20 protein-coding genes are annotated in these 17,386 nt (G+C 41.1%); 8 read left to right on the top strand and 12 right to left on the bottom strand.

The genetic code is table 11. The features are described from left to right. Positions 1–76 precede the first annotated feature (76 nt). From WC222_05245 to WC222_05265, 5 genes are read right to left on the bottom strand one after another with little or no spacing between them, the layout of a single operon-like run. Positions 77–841: an ATP-binding cassette domain-containing protein gene (locus WC222_05245; GenBank protein MFA6915781.1), complete on the bottom strand. Its 765-nt coding sequence runs from the start codon at positions 839–841 to the stop codon at positions 77–79. Continuing rightward, complete coding sequence (locus WC222_05250; GenBank protein MFA6915782.1) at positions 831–1,511, bottom strand: ABC transporter ATP-binding protein; 681 nt, start codon at positions 1,509–1,511, stop codon at positions 831–833. The genes WC222_05245 and WC222_05250 overlap by 11 nt, the downstream gene beginning before the upstream one ends. Beyond that, positions 1,501–2,286 (bottom strand): ABC transporter permease, encoded by a 786-nt coding sequence (locus tag WC222_05255; GenBank protein MFA6915783.1) that lies wholly within the window; start codon positions 2,284–2,286, stop codon positions 1,501–1,503. Before WC222_05255 ends, WC222_05250 begins: the two co-directional genes overlap by 11 nt. After that, complete coding sequence (locus WC222_05260; protein MFA6915784.1) at positions 2,283–3,221, bottom strand: ABC transporter permease; 939 nt, start codon at positions 3,219–3,221, stop codon at positions 2,283–2,285. The genes WC222_05255 and WC222_05260 overlap by 4 nt, the downstream gene beginning before the upstream one ends. Then, entirely contained in the window at positions 3,222–4,862 is a 1,641-nt protein-coding gene (locus tag WC222_05265) for a peptide ABC transporter substrate-binding protein (protein MFA6915785.1), read from the bottom strand. It lies immediately after the preceding gene. Positions 4,863–5,133: 271 nt separating this feature from the next. On the opposite strand from WC222_05265, the gene WC222_05270 reads away from it, so the two are divergent. The 3 genes from WC222_05270 to WC222_05280 all read left to right on the top strand — a co-directional run bounded on the left by WC222_05270 (position 5,134) and on the right by WC222_05280 (position 7,069). Continuing rightward, a complete protein-coding gene (locus WC222_05270; GenBank protein MFA6915786.1) occupies positions 5,134–5,742 on the top strand; it encodes a hypothetical protein in 609 nt (202 codons plus the stop codon). Positions 5,743–5,745: 3 nt separating this feature from the next. Next, positions 5,746–6,471: a hypothetical protein gene (locus tag WC222_05275; GenBank protein ID MFA6915787.1), complete on the top strand. Its 726-nt coding sequence runs from the start codon at positions 5,746–5,748 to the stop codon at positions 6,469–6,471. A 79-nt stretch (positions 6,472–6,550) separates the two neighbouring features. Then, positions 6,551–7,069 (top strand): hypothetical protein, encoded by a 519-nt coding sequence (locus WC222_05280; GenBank protein ID MFA6915788.1) that lies wholly within the window; start codon positions 6,551–6,553, stop codon positions 7,067–7,069. A 95-nt stretch (positions 7,070–7,164) separates the two neighbouring features. Here the strand turns inward: WC222_05280 and WC222_05285 are convergent, their stop codons facing one another. From WC222_05285 to WC222_05295, 3 genes are all read right to left on the bottom strand, one after another. After that, positions 7,165–9,795: a hypothetical protein gene (locus WC222_05285; protein MFA6915789.1), complete on the bottom strand. Its 2,631-nt coding sequence runs from the start codon at positions 9,793–9,795 to the stop codon at positions 7,165–7,167. A gap of 134 nt (positions 9,796–9,929) precedes the next feature. Next, positions 9,930–10,463 carry a 6,7-dimethyl-8-ribityllumazine synthase gene (ribE, locus tag WC222_05290; GenBank protein ID MFA6915790.1) on the bottom strand — a complete coding sequence of 178 codons (534 nt, stop codon included), beginning with the start codon at positions 10,461–10,463 and terminating at the stop codon, positions 9,930–9,932. A gap of 10 nt (positions 10,464–10,473) precedes the next feature. After that, positions 10,474–11,679 (bottom strand): bifunctional 3,4-dihydroxy-2-butanone-4-phosphate synthase/GTP cyclohydrolase II, encoded by a 1,206-nt coding sequence (locus WC222_05295; protein ID MFA6915791.1) that lies wholly within the window; start codon positions 11,677–11,679, stop codon positions 10,474–10,476. A gap of 371 nt (positions 11,680–12,050) precedes the next feature. Between WC222_05295 and WC222_05300 the strand changes: the two genes are divergently transcribed. Then, the gene (locus tag WC222_05300) at positions 12,051–12,449 is read left to right on the top strand and encodes an RNA-binding protein (GenBank protein ID MFA6915792.1); all 399 of its coding nucleotides are present in this window, start codon (positions 12,051–12,053) and stop codon (positions 12,447–12,449) included. A 215-nt stretch (positions 12,450–12,664) separates the two neighbouring features. On the opposite strand, the gene WC222_05305 is transcribed toward WC222_05300, so the two are convergent. The 4 genes from WC222_05305 to WC222_05320 all read right to left on the bottom strand — a co-directional run bounded on the left by WC222_05305 (position 12,665) and on the right by WC222_05320 (position 14,635). Beyond that, a complete protein-coding gene (locus WC222_05305; GenBank protein ID MFA6915793.1) occupies positions 12,665–13,216 on the bottom strand; it encodes a hypothetical protein in 552 nt (183 codons plus the stop codon). Continuing rightward, complete coding sequence (locus tag WC222_05310; protein MFA6915794.1) at positions 13,216–13,671, bottom strand: hypothetical protein; 456 nt, start codon at positions 13,669–13,671, stop codon at positions 13,216–13,218. The genes WC222_05305 and WC222_05310 overlap by 1 nt, the downstream gene beginning before the upstream one ends. A 1-nt stretch (position 13,672) precedes the next feature. Then, complete coding sequence (locus WC222_05315; GenBank protein ID MFA6915795.1) at positions 13,673–14,206, bottom strand: hypothetical protein; 534 nt, start codon at positions 14,204–14,206, stop codon at positions 13,673–13,675. Positions 14,207–14,353: 147 nt separating this feature from the next. Continuing rightward, positions 14,354–14,635: an SEC-C metal-binding domain-containing protein gene (locus tag WC222_05320; GenBank protein MFA6915796.1), complete on the bottom strand. Its 282-nt coding sequence runs from the start codon at positions 14,633–14,635 to the stop codon at positions 14,354–14,356. 91 nt (positions 14,636–14,726) lie between these two features. Between WC222_05320 and WC222_05325 the strand changes: the two genes are divergently transcribed. From WC222_05325 to WC222_05340, 4 genes are read left to right on the top strand one after another with little or no spacing between them, the layout of a single operon-like run. Next, positions 14,727–15,437, top strand: a complete 711-nt coding sequence (locus WC222_05325; protein ID MFA6915797.1) for a tRNA 2-thiocytidine biosynthesis TtcA family protein — start codon at positions 14,727–14,729, stop codon at positions 15,435–15,437. A 46-nt stretch (positions 15,438–15,483) separates the two neighbouring features. Next, positions 15,484–16,356, top strand: a complete 873-nt coding sequence (locus WC222_05330) for a YicC/YloC family endoribonuclease (GenBank protein MFA6915798.1) — start codon at positions 15,484–15,486, stop codon at positions 16,354–16,356. Further along, the gene (gmk, locus tag WC222_05335; protein MFA6915799.1) at positions 16,346–16,996 is read left to right on the top strand and encodes a guanylate kinase; all 651 of its coding nucleotides are present in this window, start codon (positions 16,346–16,348) and stop codon (positions 16,994–16,996) included. Before WC222_05330 ends, gmk begins: the two co-directional genes overlap by 11 nt. A gap of 9 nt (positions 16,997–17,005) precedes the next feature. Further along, entirely contained in the window at positions 17,006–17,326 is a 321-nt protein-coding gene (locus WC222_05340; protein ID MFA6915800.1) for a hypothetical protein, read from the top strand. Positions 17,327–17,386 lie beyond the last annotated feature (60 nt).

Below are 17,386 nucleotides of genomic sequence, written 5' to 3' on the forward strand. Positions count from 1 at the left end.
TTGCTGAATTTAATCCGATTATAACTTTGGTTTGCTATGCTCACAATAGGAAGAATGATGAGAGTTGAAAATATGCTTAACAAACCGATTCTAAAAAAGCATGTGCATCGTGCAGTTCTTTAGTATGTTCATGAGTATAGACTTCCTGGGGTGCATACTCTTCCACTAAACGACCTTGATACATCACTCCTATCCTGTTGCAAAAAGATTCAGCCATCTTCAAATGATGCGTAATAAAGAGGAATGTTATCCCATATTTGTTCTGCAGTTCTCTAAGTAAGGCAAGAAGTTGCTGCTGTAAGTGACCATCTAAAGCAGAAAGCGATTCGTCAAGAATTAGTAGACGGGGAATGACTGCTAACGCTCTAGCAATAGCAATACGTTGCCGTTGTCCTCCACTGAAAGTCTTTGGGTATCTATACAAGATATCCTGCGGCAGCCCCACATTTTCTAGTAATTGCTGAATAGCTGCCATCCTTTCCACTTTATTGGGGATGAGTCCATGCACTTCAAAGGGTTCCGAAAGGATATCACATATCGTCATCTTGGGATTAAGGCAGGAATAGGGATCCTGGAAAATCATCTGAACTAATTTTCTTGCCCATAAGGCATGATTAGACCAACTGATAGGGGGGATCCGTTGTCCATCTACAGCAATCCAGCCTTCATACTGGATAAGGCCTGCTATTGCTTTAGCTAAGGTCGATTTGCCGCAGCCGCTTTTCCCTACAATTCCATAAGTCTTGCCGGCTTCCACCTGAAAGCTTACTCTCTCTAATGCAGTCTTTTGGCCGTATTTTACAGTCAGGTTTTTTATGTGAACAAGGGGATTATGCGACACTCAACCTGCCTTTATCCATGCGATATGATTTTGAGCAAAGTTTTGCGGCAATGTTCTTATCGTGTGTAACAGCCAGCAACGCGGTATTGTAACGTGTGCATAACTTATCCAACAATTGTAGAATCTGTACTTGGGAAACTGTGTCTAGGGCGCTTGTGAATTCATCCGCTAGTAGCAGCTTAGGCTTAGAAGCTAACGCTATCGCAAGCACCACACGTTGACACATTCCTCCACTGAATTCATGTGGATATGACCATTGAGCTTGTTCAGGATTATGAATGCCTACCTCGGACAGCCATTCTGCAGGGTCCTCGTTAGGGGCAATTTCTTGAAGCTGTTTGCCTATTTTCATAGAGGGGTTTAAGCAGCACAACGCTTCTTGCGGAATGAAGGCGATTCCTTGTTTCCTAAAGGCCAGCATTTGCTTTTCGTTTGCCTTTACCAGGTCTGTATTTTCCCAGAGAATATTTCCGGATATTTCCCAAGATTGCTTACGCGGTAGTAGTTTAGCGATTGCAGAAACTGTGAGGGATTTACCGCTACCGCTTGGACCCACTAGCGCAATTCTTTCTGCAGGAAACACATCGAATGAAACATCAGAAAGAAGGGGCTTATCCTCTAAACGGATATTTAAATTTGTGACTTGCAGCAGTGGCTGATTACTTTCCATGTCTATCGTCCGCTTGCTTGGCGATTAAATTGAATCCTAAAATAACTACGCTGACACATCCCGCGGGAATAAGCATTCTCCAAGGATAGTAGCTTAATGCAGGCAGCGCTTCTTGGGCCATACTGCCTAAGCTAGAAGCCGGCGGGGGAACCCCCAATCCAAGAAAACTTAAGAACGATTCCAGAAATATAGCCTGAGGAATAGTCATCAGTAAAGTCGTCAGGATGATATCGGTACTGTTTGGCAATATATGCATGCGGAGAACTCTGCCATATCCTGCACCGATTAATCGGGAAGCTAAGACATATTCTTTGTTGACTAATGTTGCCACGTAAGAGCGCATGATGCGTGCCATTGTCAGCCATCCCGCGATGACCATGGCGCAGATCATAGAAAGGAATCCCGGCCCTAAGCACACCAGCATGACAATAGCCAGAATAGTCTGAGGAATAGCAGCGAGGGAATCCACAAAACGCATCATGATCATATCATATTTTCTTCCCAGCATCGCCGCTGAAGCACCCCATAATGCTCCTATGAGGCAGTCTATACAAGCAGCAACAATTCCTGTCGCTAAGGACAGTCGCAGGCCTATGGCCGTCCGAGCAAATAAGTCACGGCCTAGGTCATCAGTTCCAAACCAATGTTTGGCTGAAGGTGCAAGGTTGGTCTGACTTAGATGGATCGCATCGAATTCGCTAGGGGCCAGTGAAGGGCCAAATACAGCCAAGCATAAGCAGAGCAAAAGTAAGAATATGCCGAACGATTTTCTCATGCCGCAGCTTTTTTATAGAGTTGAGTACGTTGCCTTGGGTCCGCCCATGCAATAGCTAAGTCGCTAAGGAAAACACAGACAAGCAACACTGAGCAATAAAGCAGTACCAAAGCAACAATGAGAGGGTAATCCCTATTCCCTACACTTTGGACAAACCAGTAGCCAAGCCCAGGAATAGCGAATATTTTCTCGATAATAAAACTACCGGTAGCAACATTCGCAATGAAAGGACCTAAATAGGCCAAAAGGGGAATGATGGCATTCCTAAGAACATGCTTCAAGATAATGGCCGCATGAGAAAGACCTTTAGCTTCCGCAAATCTTACATAAGGCTCGTCTAATTCTTTTTGGATCCGGACATAGAGCAAATTTCCAAGAAAAGCTCCCGTCCCTAATGCCAAACTTAAGGAGGGTAATATAAGCTGTTCCCAGCTACCCCAGCGGGCAACGGGCAGCCACCCCCATTCTGTTCCAACAAAGTACTGCAGCAAAGCGGCAACTAAAAAAGTAGGCATGGAAAGAAGCAACGTTGTGAAAAGAAAAAACAAGACACGATGGGTCTGATAATCATAGATACTAGTCAAAACAGCACTGGAAACACCTAAGAATAACGCTAAGCAAACACTGCTCATTCCTAGCTGGATGGAAATCGGCAAAGCTTGCCAAATTATCGATTTGACTGTTCGGTCGGGATAGGTGATGGAGGTGCCGAAGTCAAAAGATATTATGGAACGTACATGTGAAAAAAGTTGTTGATACCAAGCGTCGTCAAGTTTCCAATGGTCTCTGAGAGCTTGGTGGCTTTTCTCCGGCAATCCCTGTTCTGTAAGAAATGGATCGCCCGGCAAAAAACGTATCAAGAGGAATGTGATCAAAAAAACTAAAAGCAGCGCCGTCAGTGATACTAACAAGCGCTGCTTTAACCAACCGTTCACTTAGTCACCTTTGGGAGGAAAGTCATCTGCATACTTTGCTACGGATGCATATTTAAAGTCCATATACCCCAAAGGAGATAAATAGACCCCTTCTACACGCGGTTTTTGCATGTAGCTGAAGGTAGCTTCAAAAAGTGGAACAATAGGCATTTCCTGCAAAAGGATGCTTTCAGCTTCAGCTAAGGACTTCTTCCTTTCATCTGTTCCGACTGTTGTCGATTTTTCCAAAGCTTCAATATACTTTGCGTTTTCCCAGCCTGTATTATTTGTGCCGTTATTTTTATACTTGAAGACATCCAAATAATTGATCGGATCATGGATATCTGCAAACCAAGAACCGATAGCCATCATATAGTCGCCGCGGCGGATTTGGTCCATCGTCACTTTAGCTTCAGAAGGCGGAAGGGAAACATCGATGCCCAATAGGGTCTTCCACTGGCGTTGCAAAGTTTGAGCTATCTTATGGTTGCGATCACTATAAACATACGAAAGGGTGACAGGAGGGAACGTATCAGTTTGCAGCCCTAACTCCTTTAAGCCTCTGGCAAAATCACTTGCGGCTCTTGAGGGATCATAAATTTCATGGGCTGCTGTGGAACCCAAGCCATAGTTAGTGGGGACTAAGGATGTGGAAGGAGGCTGGCCTGCTAGGGTAATATTTTCTACGATGCTCTTACGATCAATAGCTTGACTGAATCCTCGTCTGATGTTGGCATTAGTGAAGGGAGGTTTTGCTGTATTCATACGTATGAAGAACATTCCATCAGCAGGCACTATTTTGACGCAGTTTTCTTTTTTCAAAGCAGCTAAAGCGTCCATCGGCAATGTAGAAAGAGGGGAGCCTACCCAATCCACACCATCTTGTTTGAACATCTGCAGGGCTGTATTATTGTCACTATAGATAAACTCCACCTTTTTCAATTTCACAGCTTTAGCATCCCAATAGGTGGGATTCGGAGCCGCGACTAACGATTCTTGCTGATGCCAAGACTTAGGAACAAACGGTCCATTGAGAGGGACTTCCCCAGGATTGATTGTATGCGGGCTGTCATCGTAATCTTTTGCCCACTGATAATTTACAGGATAATAAAATGGAGTGGAAAGGAGCTGCATGAACTCAGGATGCGCATGTTCTAGCTCTATGACTAAAGTCGTCTTATTTTTCTCAAAAACACCTAAAGCATCGACAAATTCTTTACCGTCTTTAATCGCTTGGGCATTTTTTATCGGATAGAGTTGGTAGGCATTGGGCGCAGGAAATCCCGGAGTCAGCATACTTTTCCATGCATAAATGAAGTCATTGGCTTCTACTCTTTCACCATTCGTCCAAAAGGTTTCCTTTAATTTTATTGTATAAACCTTCCCATCGTCAGAAACTTCGATCTTTTCCGCAACGGCAGGTTCATAGGTTCCATCTGATTTGGCCCTAACTAATCCCTCATAAAACATGCGCATAAATGTCATCGTATTCAAATCACGGACTCTGCGGGGATCCATGGTAGAAAGGTCATTATCTATAGAAACGCGCAATAGCCCCTCTTCGTGCGGCTTCATAAAACCCGTGGGGCATTGGCTTTGCTGACAACTGTAAAATGTCAATGACGTAAATAAAATAAATAAAAAACCGACTACTCGTTTCATCCTATTAACTCCGGATTAGGAAAATGCTGCCTGCTGTGGGGATTATCACCCCAAGAGGTAAATGAATTCAAGAATTTCAGAATGGAAATATTTCGTTAACTTGTGGGCTTATTTCCTAGAAAATTCCACGCCGCTGCTAGGAAGGAATTAGTTTAGGAGGAAGAGGTGTTTTAAAATTTATATTGTGATCTAAGATGAGACAACTTGATTGAAGGATTATTAGCTTTATCGTATACACAACAATAAATATGTTTGCATTAAGGACTCTCTTATGAACCGCTTTATTCTACTTTTGATCCTCGCTATACTCGCTGTCATCGGATACTGGATTTTCCGCCCCCCTACCTCAGAAGAAATAATTAAAGAACCCATAAGCGCAAAAATATCCAATGGGTGGCGCCATTATGAACCACAATCGGGTAAGTTCTCTGTCGACTTTCCAGTTATTCCCCAGCACGCTAGCGATATGATCAACGACAATACGACACAGCAGCTTAAACGCTATGAAATGTATGTCGCTGAAGGTGCTGATGGCGCAGTATACATGGTAAATCTTGTGACTTACCAAAATGCTGAAGATGTAACGGATAAGAATGGCCTCTATCAAAGTTTTATGGATGACATGATTTCTTCGAATCCACGTAACCAGCTTGTCTCTTCAGAAGACACTAAATTAGATGGCCTAGAAGGTAGAAGTTTTAAATTGAAAAATGACGACGCTATCGTCGACAGTAAAATGTTTCTACAGGGAAATACTCTCTATGTACTCTCTAGGGTTGCTAAAACAGGCATTCCTGAAAACGGTGACTTCGAACGCTTTATCACGTCGTTCAAATTGAATAAAAATAATGATAATTCCACCAATACCCTGAAGAAGTAACCTATGAAACGCATTCTTATTACTCTACTGTGTCTTTGCACAGCCCCCTTACTCTCACAAACACCGTCTAAACCGGGGCTGTCTGATTCGCCGCTAGGCAAACCTAATCCTCAGGCAGATCAGGAAAAGAAAAAGCGAGATGCTGATCGTCAAAAACAATCACAAAAGATTTCTGGGCAGCTTAGAGATAAACTTCAAGCGCAGATGAAACCCGGACTTTATCCTGAAGGAGGAGTCCAATATACCCATCCAGGAATAGTTGTACTCGATGAAGGCGGATCTTGGTCAGGCTCAGATAACATCTATAATATTTCTGACCATATTGCTGTAGGGGTAGAGATCGTCGTTCCCGATGAAGGCGCTTTCCCTGTCAGAGCTGAACTCATTAAAGAGCGGGTCAAAAGTATTCTTCAATCGGCCGGGATAACGCCTCAGGCTGAATTATCAAATAACAAACCTCCACTGCCCTTCCTTAATATTGTTTTAATTGCACAGCCCATTAATAAAGGATATGCAGTCTACTGTGCCGGCAATCTTTTTGAGCAGGTAGAAAATAAACGTGTGCAGATAGATAACGGAACATTCCAAGCAATGACTTGGGACAGACAGCATTTACTTGTGGCAGCTACCGAAGAGCTGCCCTTTCATATTAACCAATGCGTAGATGATATTGCCTATGCATTTGTTAAACTTTATCGGTACTTTTTAGATGTAAGGCCAAGAAGATAATATTGAATTAATTCTTTTGGTGATTAAACTTATTTAGTGTATAATGATTTTTTTTATCATTAACATAATAGGTTTATTTATGGAAAGTCAATCAATGTATGCTGGTAATTTCCGGCTAAGTGATGTTAACTCTGAACAACAAGAAAATGCAGCTACTGTAATTACACGGTTGCCTGCAGATGTAAAAAGAAACAGAGAAAAAGCTTTCACGTTAAATACGGTATTATGGCTTGCAAGTCTTGCCGTCTCAACATACGCCTCTACATATTTTGTATTGGGTGGTGCACTTGCAGGTGGCGCAGTGGCTATAGCTGGTAAATTAACTAAGAGTCCTATTTGCACACAAATTGCTAAACCATTTTTTCATTCTGTTTTTACAAATAAATTCATATATGTCACCCTACTAACGCATCATTTTGTTTCTTTAGAACGCATGACAAAAGCCCTAGACATTATCAAGTTAGGCGGATGTGCTACTTATATTTCCTCAGCTTGCGCATTTACAGCAAAGTATATGCCATTTGTGTTAGGATTCCAATTCGGTATAACGCTCCCTCAGTCTTTCGCAAACGACCAAAAGAAATCAGGTAGAACCTAACGCTTCTTTTGCAAAGCGAAACGCTCTCTAGCACAGGAGTGCTGCGACAAGTCGCTGCACTCCTGTGCTAGGATAAGGTTAGCATTGCTCATGCACTAATCTTGGAGGAACATTTCTAATGGGTAAATGCCTTTTTCAGGCTTAATGACATTCTTTAGAAGCCCCATCTTTTTCCAGACGGTCATAATACGATAAGAAGATATATGCAGAGCTTGCATATTAGGAAACCCGAAGTCAGCAAGTGTATTTGTAGGCAGTTGAAGATTCATATCCTTACATACCTCTTCCGTAGCTTTAATGATAGAAATCATCGGATAGTGGTGGCAAAGCATGCTTGTAGAATAGTTTAATTCCGTTAATGGCACGTTAGATTGGAAGGGTAGGTAACTCATCCATTGGCTTGCGAATTTTTTTATGGTCACGATTAAAGATAATAAGATTTTTTTGTAGAGATTTGGATCATCAGCTAAAAAAACATAGTTCCTATCTTCATCCAACTTTTGATACATGTTTAGAATTAACTTATCTCTAAAACGCAATTTAAACTCTTTTTTTACTCCCATATTTTCTTCATTATTAAGATGTGGAAAGAGTACCCAAGGACGAATTTTATATTCTTCCGTCTTCAGAACGCGAATGTTTTTTATTTCCTGCTCTCCCTGTACAAAGCCTCGCCATGACCTATAATTAGCTCGTGGATATTGTGTTTTATAGGGATTAAATTTGAAAAAGGTATGGACATAAGGTAAAACTGAAGAAACCCAAGACGCAGGGTTAGTGGTTACAATACAGAAGTGAGTAGTCTCCGGCCCTAAAGAATTTTTTGCAATAGAGTCTCTTACCTTCTGTAAAAGTTGGTTTGTTTTTTCGTCAAAAAGAAAGAATACGTTATCACAGTCCCGGAGCAGTTTAAATTCATCTCTTGTAAGTTTCTGCTCTGGGGGAATTTCACCCATAGTTTCGTCGTTAAATCTAACCAATAATAAGTTTGCTTTAAAAATTAATGTTTCATAACTTTGTAGGAAGTTTTCCGGTAAATCGCTTCTATTAATAAATAGGGCCATAGCGTTTATTTTATCAATATGAGTCTCCACCCGCAGATTTTCAAAAATCGGGAGGGAAATCTTTTGAAAAAGTTCCTTTGGTAGCACTTCTTTCATTTCATATAATAATTGATGCAAATCTAAGTCATTCAGAATTTCTTGAGCGGGACGATTGAAATCTATTTTATCTAGTTTCATATACAAATCTAATTGTGCCGCTGTGAAGTTTGCTAGATGGGGGATCTTAAACTGCTCTAGAAACTGAAGGAACTTTGCGGTTTTCTTTGACTTGCAGGTACTTTTTTTGCCATTTATCATTTTCGCCTGGGGAAAATTCAACATTAGCCTATATGCAATTAAAGAATGTAGGTCTCCACCCGTAAGCGACAGCTCATTAGCTTTAAGTTTTTTGCATAATGTGGAAAAACTCTTATGTTCTCCAAGCAATTTAAAAATAGTATTTAAGAATTGAGGTGAATAACTATGAGAGCATTCTGCAAATAAGATCTTGCTCATCTCTAAAGTATATTTTAAATGGGCTCTTGTTTTATTTTGTCTTAAAGGTAAAAGAATGGCAGGCGTATTTTGATTTCCAAACTTAGTAAGGTCATCGATTTGTTCAAAGCTTAGATCCAGTTTAAAAAATAAATTCCGGATTTTTTCATTTTGAAATAGATCCCATATATTCTTAGTCAAATCTAATTTTAGAATGTCATCCAATTTCTCAAGTTGTTTATGAGTAAGATCGAAGAAAATATCAGGGACGAATTTTTCCTTAGCTTTTTGTATAGTAAGTAATAAAAAGCAGAGCTCTTCAGGTAAGTTTGCAGGTGGATTTAAATGATCAGCAAAACTATCAGCATATTTTAATACTTCTAACCACTCAGTCAGTGATAACCGATCTTCTAAGACCGCTTTGAATAAATTTTCAAAGGATCCATAGGATTTATATAATTTAAGAAAATCTTTGAGGTGCTGAAAATTCTTTGAGTTAGCAAAAATTAAATCTGTAGAAACGAACTTGCTGCCGCTTAAAAGATAATCGTTTTCAAAGGCGTTATCGCCTTTGAATGTCTTAATGAGGATAGATAATCTACCGAGGTGATCTTGTAAATCTTTGTCGGATTGAACGTCTTTGCAAAGGCAATTTATTCTTGTATATTCTTGACTCGTCATAGTAGGTGGCATGGGAAGCTCTGCGGGATATGCAAGAAGCTCTGCAAAATAAGTGTGATTTTCTCGTGCACAATCGCGGTAATAAGCTAGGTAATTATCCGGATCTTCTTGCAAAGCATTGACTGCAACTGTAAAGTGTTTAAAAAAAACTGTTGGAAGATTATTATAAATGAGTTTTTGCTTGATAAGAAGTTCATGAATACGGATCTCGTGTGCGTTACCTTTTTCTAATGAAACATTTTGTAACGCATGAATAAGCAACTTAATTTCTTTAATAGTTAAGCGATGACTCCATGGATCGGCAACAAATAACCCTAACTTCATCTCAAGTTTTATTAAAGGAATGTTTTCAAAATCTGTTTTATTTGGAAGAAGTCCAATACAATTATTAACAATGGGTGAAAATACATAATCATAAAACAAGAGTGTAAGGGGATTAGCTAACTCTTTTAAATTATGATTTAATGGATAAAGTATTATGTTAGGAATATTTGATATTATATTCATATTTAACATTGGTGATATTATAAATTATATTATATGCAAATAATATTAAGGGAGAATTAAGAAGTAATATTTGAAAGGGTATCAAAAGGACAAACAGAGATGACCCTATGAGCATCTACTGTTTGCCTTATTAATCATAGCGGAACTGTTGAATCCTGCACTACACCGCGTTGAACCGGCGCATGGCTACTTTTCAACATTTCGATGCGACGCATGACATTTGCCATTTCAATGGCTGCCATGGCAACTTCAAAACCTTTATTTCCACTTTTAAGTCCTGCGCGCTCCAAAGCTTGTTCAATCGTATGTGTCGTTAATACGCCAAATAGAATCGGCAAACCGCATTCTTGTGAAGCACGGGCTATCCCTGAAGCAGACTGTTGGCAAACGTAATCGTAATGGTCAGTAGCCCCTTGAATGACGGCTCCAAGGCAAATAATCGCATCAAAACGGCCTGTATCTGCTAAGGCTTGTGCTGTTAGGGGAAGCTCCATTGCACCGGGCACCCATACGACAGTGACGTTTTCTAATGAGATATTATGTCGCGCTAAGGCGTCGATTGCGCCATCAAGCAAGTTTTGAGTGATTGTTTGATTGAAACGGCTTACAACGATACCTACGCGCAAGGAAGTGGCATTATAATTGCCCTGAATGGTTTGATATCTCATCTTTTCTCCACTAAATTTCTAGTAAATGGCCCAGTTTATTCTTTTTTGTCAGTAAATAGCCACGGTTCTCTGTTGTCATAAAAGGCGGCAAACTCACCCGCTCAGTTATTTCTAAATCGTACCCTTCTATTCCGCCATATTTTTTTGGGTTGTTTGTGATCAGTCGGAGTTTCGTTACCCCGAGGTCTGCTAATATCTGCGCTCCAATCCCGTATTCGCGGGAGTCATTCTGAAAGCCGAGCTCTAAATTAGCCTCAACAGTATCACGCCCTTGGTCTTGAAGATTATAGGCGCTGACTTTATGGGCCAATCCTATGCCGCGTCCTTCATGTCCTCTTAGGTAGATTATGGCGCCTTCTCCATTCAAAGCAATCATTTCCATTGCCTGCTGAAGTTGGGTGCCGCAATCACAGCGTAAAGAACCAAAAACATCGCCGGTTAAACATTCCGAATGGACTCTTACAAGAGGGGACTCACTCTTACTGACATCTCCCATGACCAGGGCCAGATGTTCGATCCCATCCAATGCTGATCTGTAAGCGTGTACTTCAAAAATGCCAAATGGTGTAGGTAATTTAGCTTGGGAGACTTTCTCTACAAGTTTTTCTGTCTTACGCCGGTACTTGATCAAGTTTGCTACCGTTGTGACCGGGATATTATATTTCTCGCCAAATTTCAACAGATCGGGGAAGCGCATCATTGTGCCGTCATCATTGACAAGCTCGCAAAGTACGGCAACAGGCGGTAGTTTTGCCAGTAGGCATAGGTCAATGGCGGCTTCTGTATGTCCTGCGCGTTTTAATACGCCTCCTTCACGATATCTTAACGGGAAAATATGTCCGGGACGGCGGAATTCCCCAGGTTTACTCTGTGGGTTGGCGAGCGCTTTAATTGTCTGTGTGCGGTCAGCGGCTGAAACACCCGTTGTCGTATCATGAAAATAGTCTACGGAGATAGTAAAAGCGGTTCGGTAGCATTCCGTATTGCTGTTCACCATCATAGGGATCTGAAGTTCATCCAATCTTTCCCCTAGCATAGGGACGCAGACGATACCGGTAGTATGCCGCACCACAAACGCAAGTAATTCAGGGGTTGCGTGGGAAGCAGAGAATATAAGGTCGCCCTCGTTTTCCCTATCCTCATCATCTGCTACGATAATGAGCTTGCCTTCTTTTAAAGCTTGAAGAGCTAATTCTATTGATTTAACGGCCTGCATACTTCCCCAAATTATTATTTTGTAGACGAAAAAGAGTATAATGATACATGATTAAGATAACACCATATTCTGCAAACTTAATAAAAGTTCTAATCAGCTCGTCCGCTGCTTAAACTATTAAGAAGGTGGAAGTGGAAAAAAGGTTAAATACAAGTGTTTCGAGCCAAGTTACTCGTCTCAAAGAAATGAGCGACTGTCTCATTCATGCCTTATGCAAGACTTTGTCGTTGACTATTAGCCCACGCTAGCCTGCAGGCATCTCCAACCCAGGGCCTTACTTGTAGCCCAATTTTTTTTCCAAGTGGTGTGATTAACCGCTTAATTGAAGCGGAGATATTATATTTAAATTATGGTTATGGAGATAGCCGATTATGTCTAACGAAAAAAATAAGCTGTTCATTGGCAACCTGTCATGGAAAGCAGGCGAAGAGGATCTACGTCCTCTGTTTGAACAGCACGGTGCTGTGCTTGAAGTGAAAGTCGTAATGGATAACTACACCGGCAAATCGCGTGGGTTTGCTTTTGTTATCATGGGCTCACCTGAAGAAGCACAAGCTGCAATCGAAAACCTCGACAAAATGACTTTCCTAGGTCGTGAGTTGAGAGTTTCTTTAGCAGAAGACCGTCGCCAAAACAAAGAACCCCGTGAAGGCGGTTATCAGCGTCGTGAAAACGGCGGTGGCAACGGCTACAACCGTAGCGGTGGTGGCGATCGTGACAACTATCGTGGCGAACGTTCCGGCGGTTACGCTGGTTCACGTCAGCGCTAGATTGTAGCGTCTTGGACTATGACATTCTGTCATAGTCCAAAAATCTTTTCTTCTCTTTCTCTACAAAATTTTCCTACTAGCTCTACAAAATAGATAAGCTATTCAGTAATAGTCTTAAGAATATCTTTGATTTTGAGGATGCGTGAAAAAGATGAAAGGTAAGGACTTAATCCAAATCCTACCTTCCAATTCCTTAGAATAGAACCCTGAAATGACTAGCTTGGGTTCTTTATATCAGACTCAGTAGCAAATGCTCTTATAGCTATATCGCTAATATAAAAAGCTAATAGAAATCCATTTAAACACGTTGCACCGGTTGAATATGTATTTGCAGCCTTCCACAAATAAAATTTAATAGGTGTTGTAACCGTATTAGTTCCTACATTTATGGCTGCTAAAGCTGAGTTTACGGCCGGATGAGGATTTAGCATGGAATTTGCTTTTCCTAGAAGAATCTGGAGGGGTATTGCGACTAACGGTTGTAATTTTGCAAAGTTATCTAACCTGAACGTTTTTCTAGTGTTTAAGTAATTTAGGCTTAAAATCGCACCGGTAGATATTCCCACACTAGCAAGAAAAAAAGCGGGGCAAAGTGCAGCGCTAGCAAGAGAGCCTACAGCAAAAATTAGATCGTAACGATCTAGCCTTTCAAGCTCTTTCGAAAATTGCCTTCCATATCTCTGTATGCGCGTTTCAGGTGCATGTGTTGAAACGGTGTGAATGTCAGGGGGTGAATTACTTTCTTGCAGTATTGACGGAGTTGCCATTAAGACATCTTAGAAATTTTTTTGCCTATATAACAAACAGTAAGAGCTCCCGCTATAAAACCTTGGTAAAATCCAAATACGGTTGAACTCACGCTAATTATCTTGCCGTTAGAATAGGGTATAGTTAAAGAGAGTACTCTTAAACAAGCATTTAAGGCGGTACCCATTGCACTAATATAAATTGTTTCGCTGTTAAGTTTTTTAGGGAATTTCTTTTGGATTGCGGCGCATACTAATCCGTAAGAAGTCCCGACTCCAAAGCCGATGAGAAAAGGAGTAGGAGTTAATGCAAAACTAATAAGTGAAGTTGCGATAAGAACGCCCCCATTGGAGAAGGCAAATTCTTTAATCTTATCAGCACAACGAAATGCCTGTGATTTAAAATATGGAATGCATTCGAAACTAATACAATTATTATTTGTTGAACTAGTAGAAAATAAAGAATCTATAGCCATTTTAAATTATCGCTGATTTTGGTTTAATATCAAATATCCTTCCTGCAAAATTTGCAACATAAAATCCAAAGAACACACCATTTAATAGACCCAGGCATGAAGACGTTATACTAGCCCCACGTAATAACCCATAGCGGAGTGTGGACATCGGAAGAACATTTTGAGAAATAGCCGCTGTAGCAGCGGAGGAAGTTCGAGCTGCAATCAATGCTGCGTCAGCTTTACTTAAAAGGATTTGAAGTGTGGTGATTTGTAAAAGTTTGGTGATCTCTGCTGAAAAGCAAATTGTTTTATTCTCATACGCTCCCATACGCATACGATAAACACAAAACGTGAACATGGCTGCAGAACCTGTAAGAAAGGCTGCAGGAGCGAAAATTGCTGAAACAACTGCTGAAATAGTGCACAGTACCCCATAAACATCTAAAGCCTCAATCTCACGACCAATAAGCTTCCCGTAGTGGGAAAAGCAGTTTTCAGCCTGTTCGTTAGAACAGAGGACCTGCTGGTCATTTATTGTTGTTGGAGCAGACATAAGTTATTAAACCTTTCGATATTTTTTATTATTTATTAAAACATTATATAATTTTACATATTAAATGTCAAAAATTAATTGTAAAAATATTATAAGGTATGACTTAGTAATAAGAAATCATACTAAAGTCATACCGGAAATGAAAATTTACTTCTCGTCAGAAGGAACACCTAAGGGGCTTACAGTTCCGGGGGGAGGAGGTGAAGTTTCAGGAAATGCTTGCGGCATGAGCAGATTGTCGACAGGCGCTTCTTCAATTGCATCGCCAAATGCTCTATTCATCAAGTTAGGAGCTTCTTTTTTAACGCCTGATAAAACGCTGACCTTATGCTTTAATTTCAAGCTGGGGGCTTTGCCTAAACAGCAATTTTTGTATTTTTTTCCTGATCCGCATGGACAGGGATCATTTCTTCCTGGTTTGTCAGTCATTTTCAACCTAATATTTTAAAATTATCATTTGTATTGACACTATACATCTATATTCTACAAAATATTAGTTATTTTCAATAGTTTAAGAATAATGAGCGGTATTAGAGTCGTTGAAAGTTTAATGCGTAAAGCAATTTTTACGTATAAACTCATTCCTGATGAGGCAAAGATCACTGTAGCGTTAAGCGGAGGAAAAGATAGCCTTACCCTTCTGCATCTACTCCACCAGGTGAGTGGTCGTGGAATCGCCCCCTTCAAGCTGCATGCTGTCCATATCGGTGGGGAGTTTTCCTGTGGCGCAGGAGTGAGCCGACAATTTTTGCAAAAATGCTGTGATGATCTCCATGTTCCCTTGACAGTGATTGAAAGCTCTCAGAAGCTTGAAACTCTCGAATGCTACAGCTGCTCCCGGGAGAGACGCCGTCTTTTGTTTGATGCAGCCAAAGCGAACGATAGCACCATTGTTGCATTCGGACACCATCGCGATGACCATATACAGACACTCCTGATGAACCTTCTTCATAAAGGGGAGTTTGCCGGGAATCTAGCCAAAGTGCCGATGGTCCACTATGGCGTAACTATCATCCGTCCCTTACTATTCGTCTCGGAAGACCAAATTATTTCCTATGCGAAAGATAAAGGCTTTCTTCGTGCAATGTGCCGCTGCCCGGTGGGGCAGAAGTCTATGCGTAAAAAAGCCGATGACATGTTGAAGCAAATAGAGGAGATCTTTCCTAATGCTAGGGTCAACTTAGCCCGTGCCGGTTGGCTGCGTGGTTCGGAAGGCGCCCTAACTCCTTGACGGATTTGATTTATAACTATATAGTTTAGTGACTATGTTAAAAAGCATGACAGCTTATAGCCGAAGCAAGGTTGAAACCTCCTTTGGCGTTTACTCGATAGAAATCCAATCCGTGAATAAACGGCATCTGGAGATGCAGTGCTACGTCCCTGCCAATCTATTGCGTTTCGATGCAAAAATTCGCGCTCAGATCTCCTCACGCATCCACCGCGGCAACGTCGTTGTCCGCATACATCAAGTGGGGAAAGGTGAGGAAAATCACCCCATACACGTCAATGTTCCCCTTCTTAATGAACTAAGCAAAGCCTGGCGCACTGTTGCAGATCATCTGGGGTATGCTGAGCACGAGAAACTCCCCCTAAGTCTCTTTTCACGCGTAGATCATCTTTTTGTTGCCGACAATCACCATGCGGATGAAGAGGGGATTTGGGAGCCTTTGTTCAAGGGATTGCAGGAAGCTTTAGACAATCTTGAAATAGCCAAAATGCAAGAAGGTAAATCTATTCAGACAGACTTACTGCAACGCTGCGGAAACCTGCAAAAATGGTCTGAAGAAGTGGCAAGTAAGGCCTCAAAAGCTCCCAATAAACTAAAAGACAGACTGACTGAACGCTTTGCAGCCCTATCTCCAGGTACTGAAAATGATGAACGCATCCTCCGAGAAATCTGCATCTATGTGGATAAAATTGACATTAGCGAGGAATCCCTGAGACTGAAAACCCATCTTATCAAACTGGAACAGCTTCTAAAGGCCGACATACCTACCGTAGGGAAAGAACTGGAATTTCTGCTCCAAGAGATTACGCGGGAAATCAATACATCAGGCTCAAAATCTCAGGATTTAGATATCATTCAGCTCACGTTGCAAATGAAGAATGAAGTCGAACGTATCCGCGAACAAGTGCAAAATGTCGAATAAAGGAAACTCCTCTTCACTACCTCCCAATCTAAAGGAGGGACTTCTCTTTGTTCTTAGCGCTCCTGCAGGCACAGGAAAAACAACACTTGTAAAACAACTGACCGATGTCATGCCCCGCGTTATTGCCAGTATCTCTTTCACTACACGTCCCCCACGAACCGGTGAATTTAACGGCATTCACTACAATTTCATTTCACGGGAAGCCTTCGAAGCTAAAATCGCTGCAGGGGATTTTCTTGAGTATGTAGAATTCTGCGGCAACTATTATGGGACATCCTTAAATTGGGTAGAAAAACAAAGAGCAGATGGAAAACATGTCATCTTGACAATCGATACACAGGGGGCTCTCCTTCTAAAAGAAAAGCTTAAAGCGTCCTATATTTTCATTTTGCCACCCTCACTTGAAATTCAGCGGCAAAGACTTATTTTGCGAGGCACAGACACTCCCGAAGTGATTGAGCAAAGAATGTTGCATACGATGGTGGAATTGAAAGTCGCACGCGAGTATGATTATGCTATTGTGAACAGTAAAATCGATTTGGCAGTTGCCACACTTAAAACGATTATTGAGGCTGAAGAGTATAAAGTTAAGCATTTATTAAAGGACTCTTCTTGTCCTGCTTTGTTAAAAATTAAATAAAGGACTGTTATGGACAAAAACAAACACCCCGATTCAAAAGACAGGATCACCTCAGAATTTATTAAATCAAAATTCACAAACCAATTTGATTTAGTTAACCATGCGATTAAGCTCGTCGAAAATATGATTATTTCAGGCAGATCTGCACGCGTACGTATAGATTCTATCGGCCTCAATCCCACAAGCATCATCCTTGCAGAAATCTCTGAAAATAAAGATTATTTAGAAGATCTATTGGATGATGAAGACGAAGAAGAAGCTGCACCTTATCGCTACAGCGAACCTCCTGCAAAAAGCGAAGGGAAAAAAAGCTCCCGCGAAAAAAGCTAAGGGCTCCCTATAGCAACAGATAGCCAGGACTCCATCGTTGGGCTTGGCTATTTAAGCAAA

Source organism: Parachlamydiales bacterium (assembly GCA_041671045.1).
Classification (GTDB): Bacteria; Chlamydiota; Chlamydiia; order Chlamydiales; family JABDDJ01; genus JABDDJ01.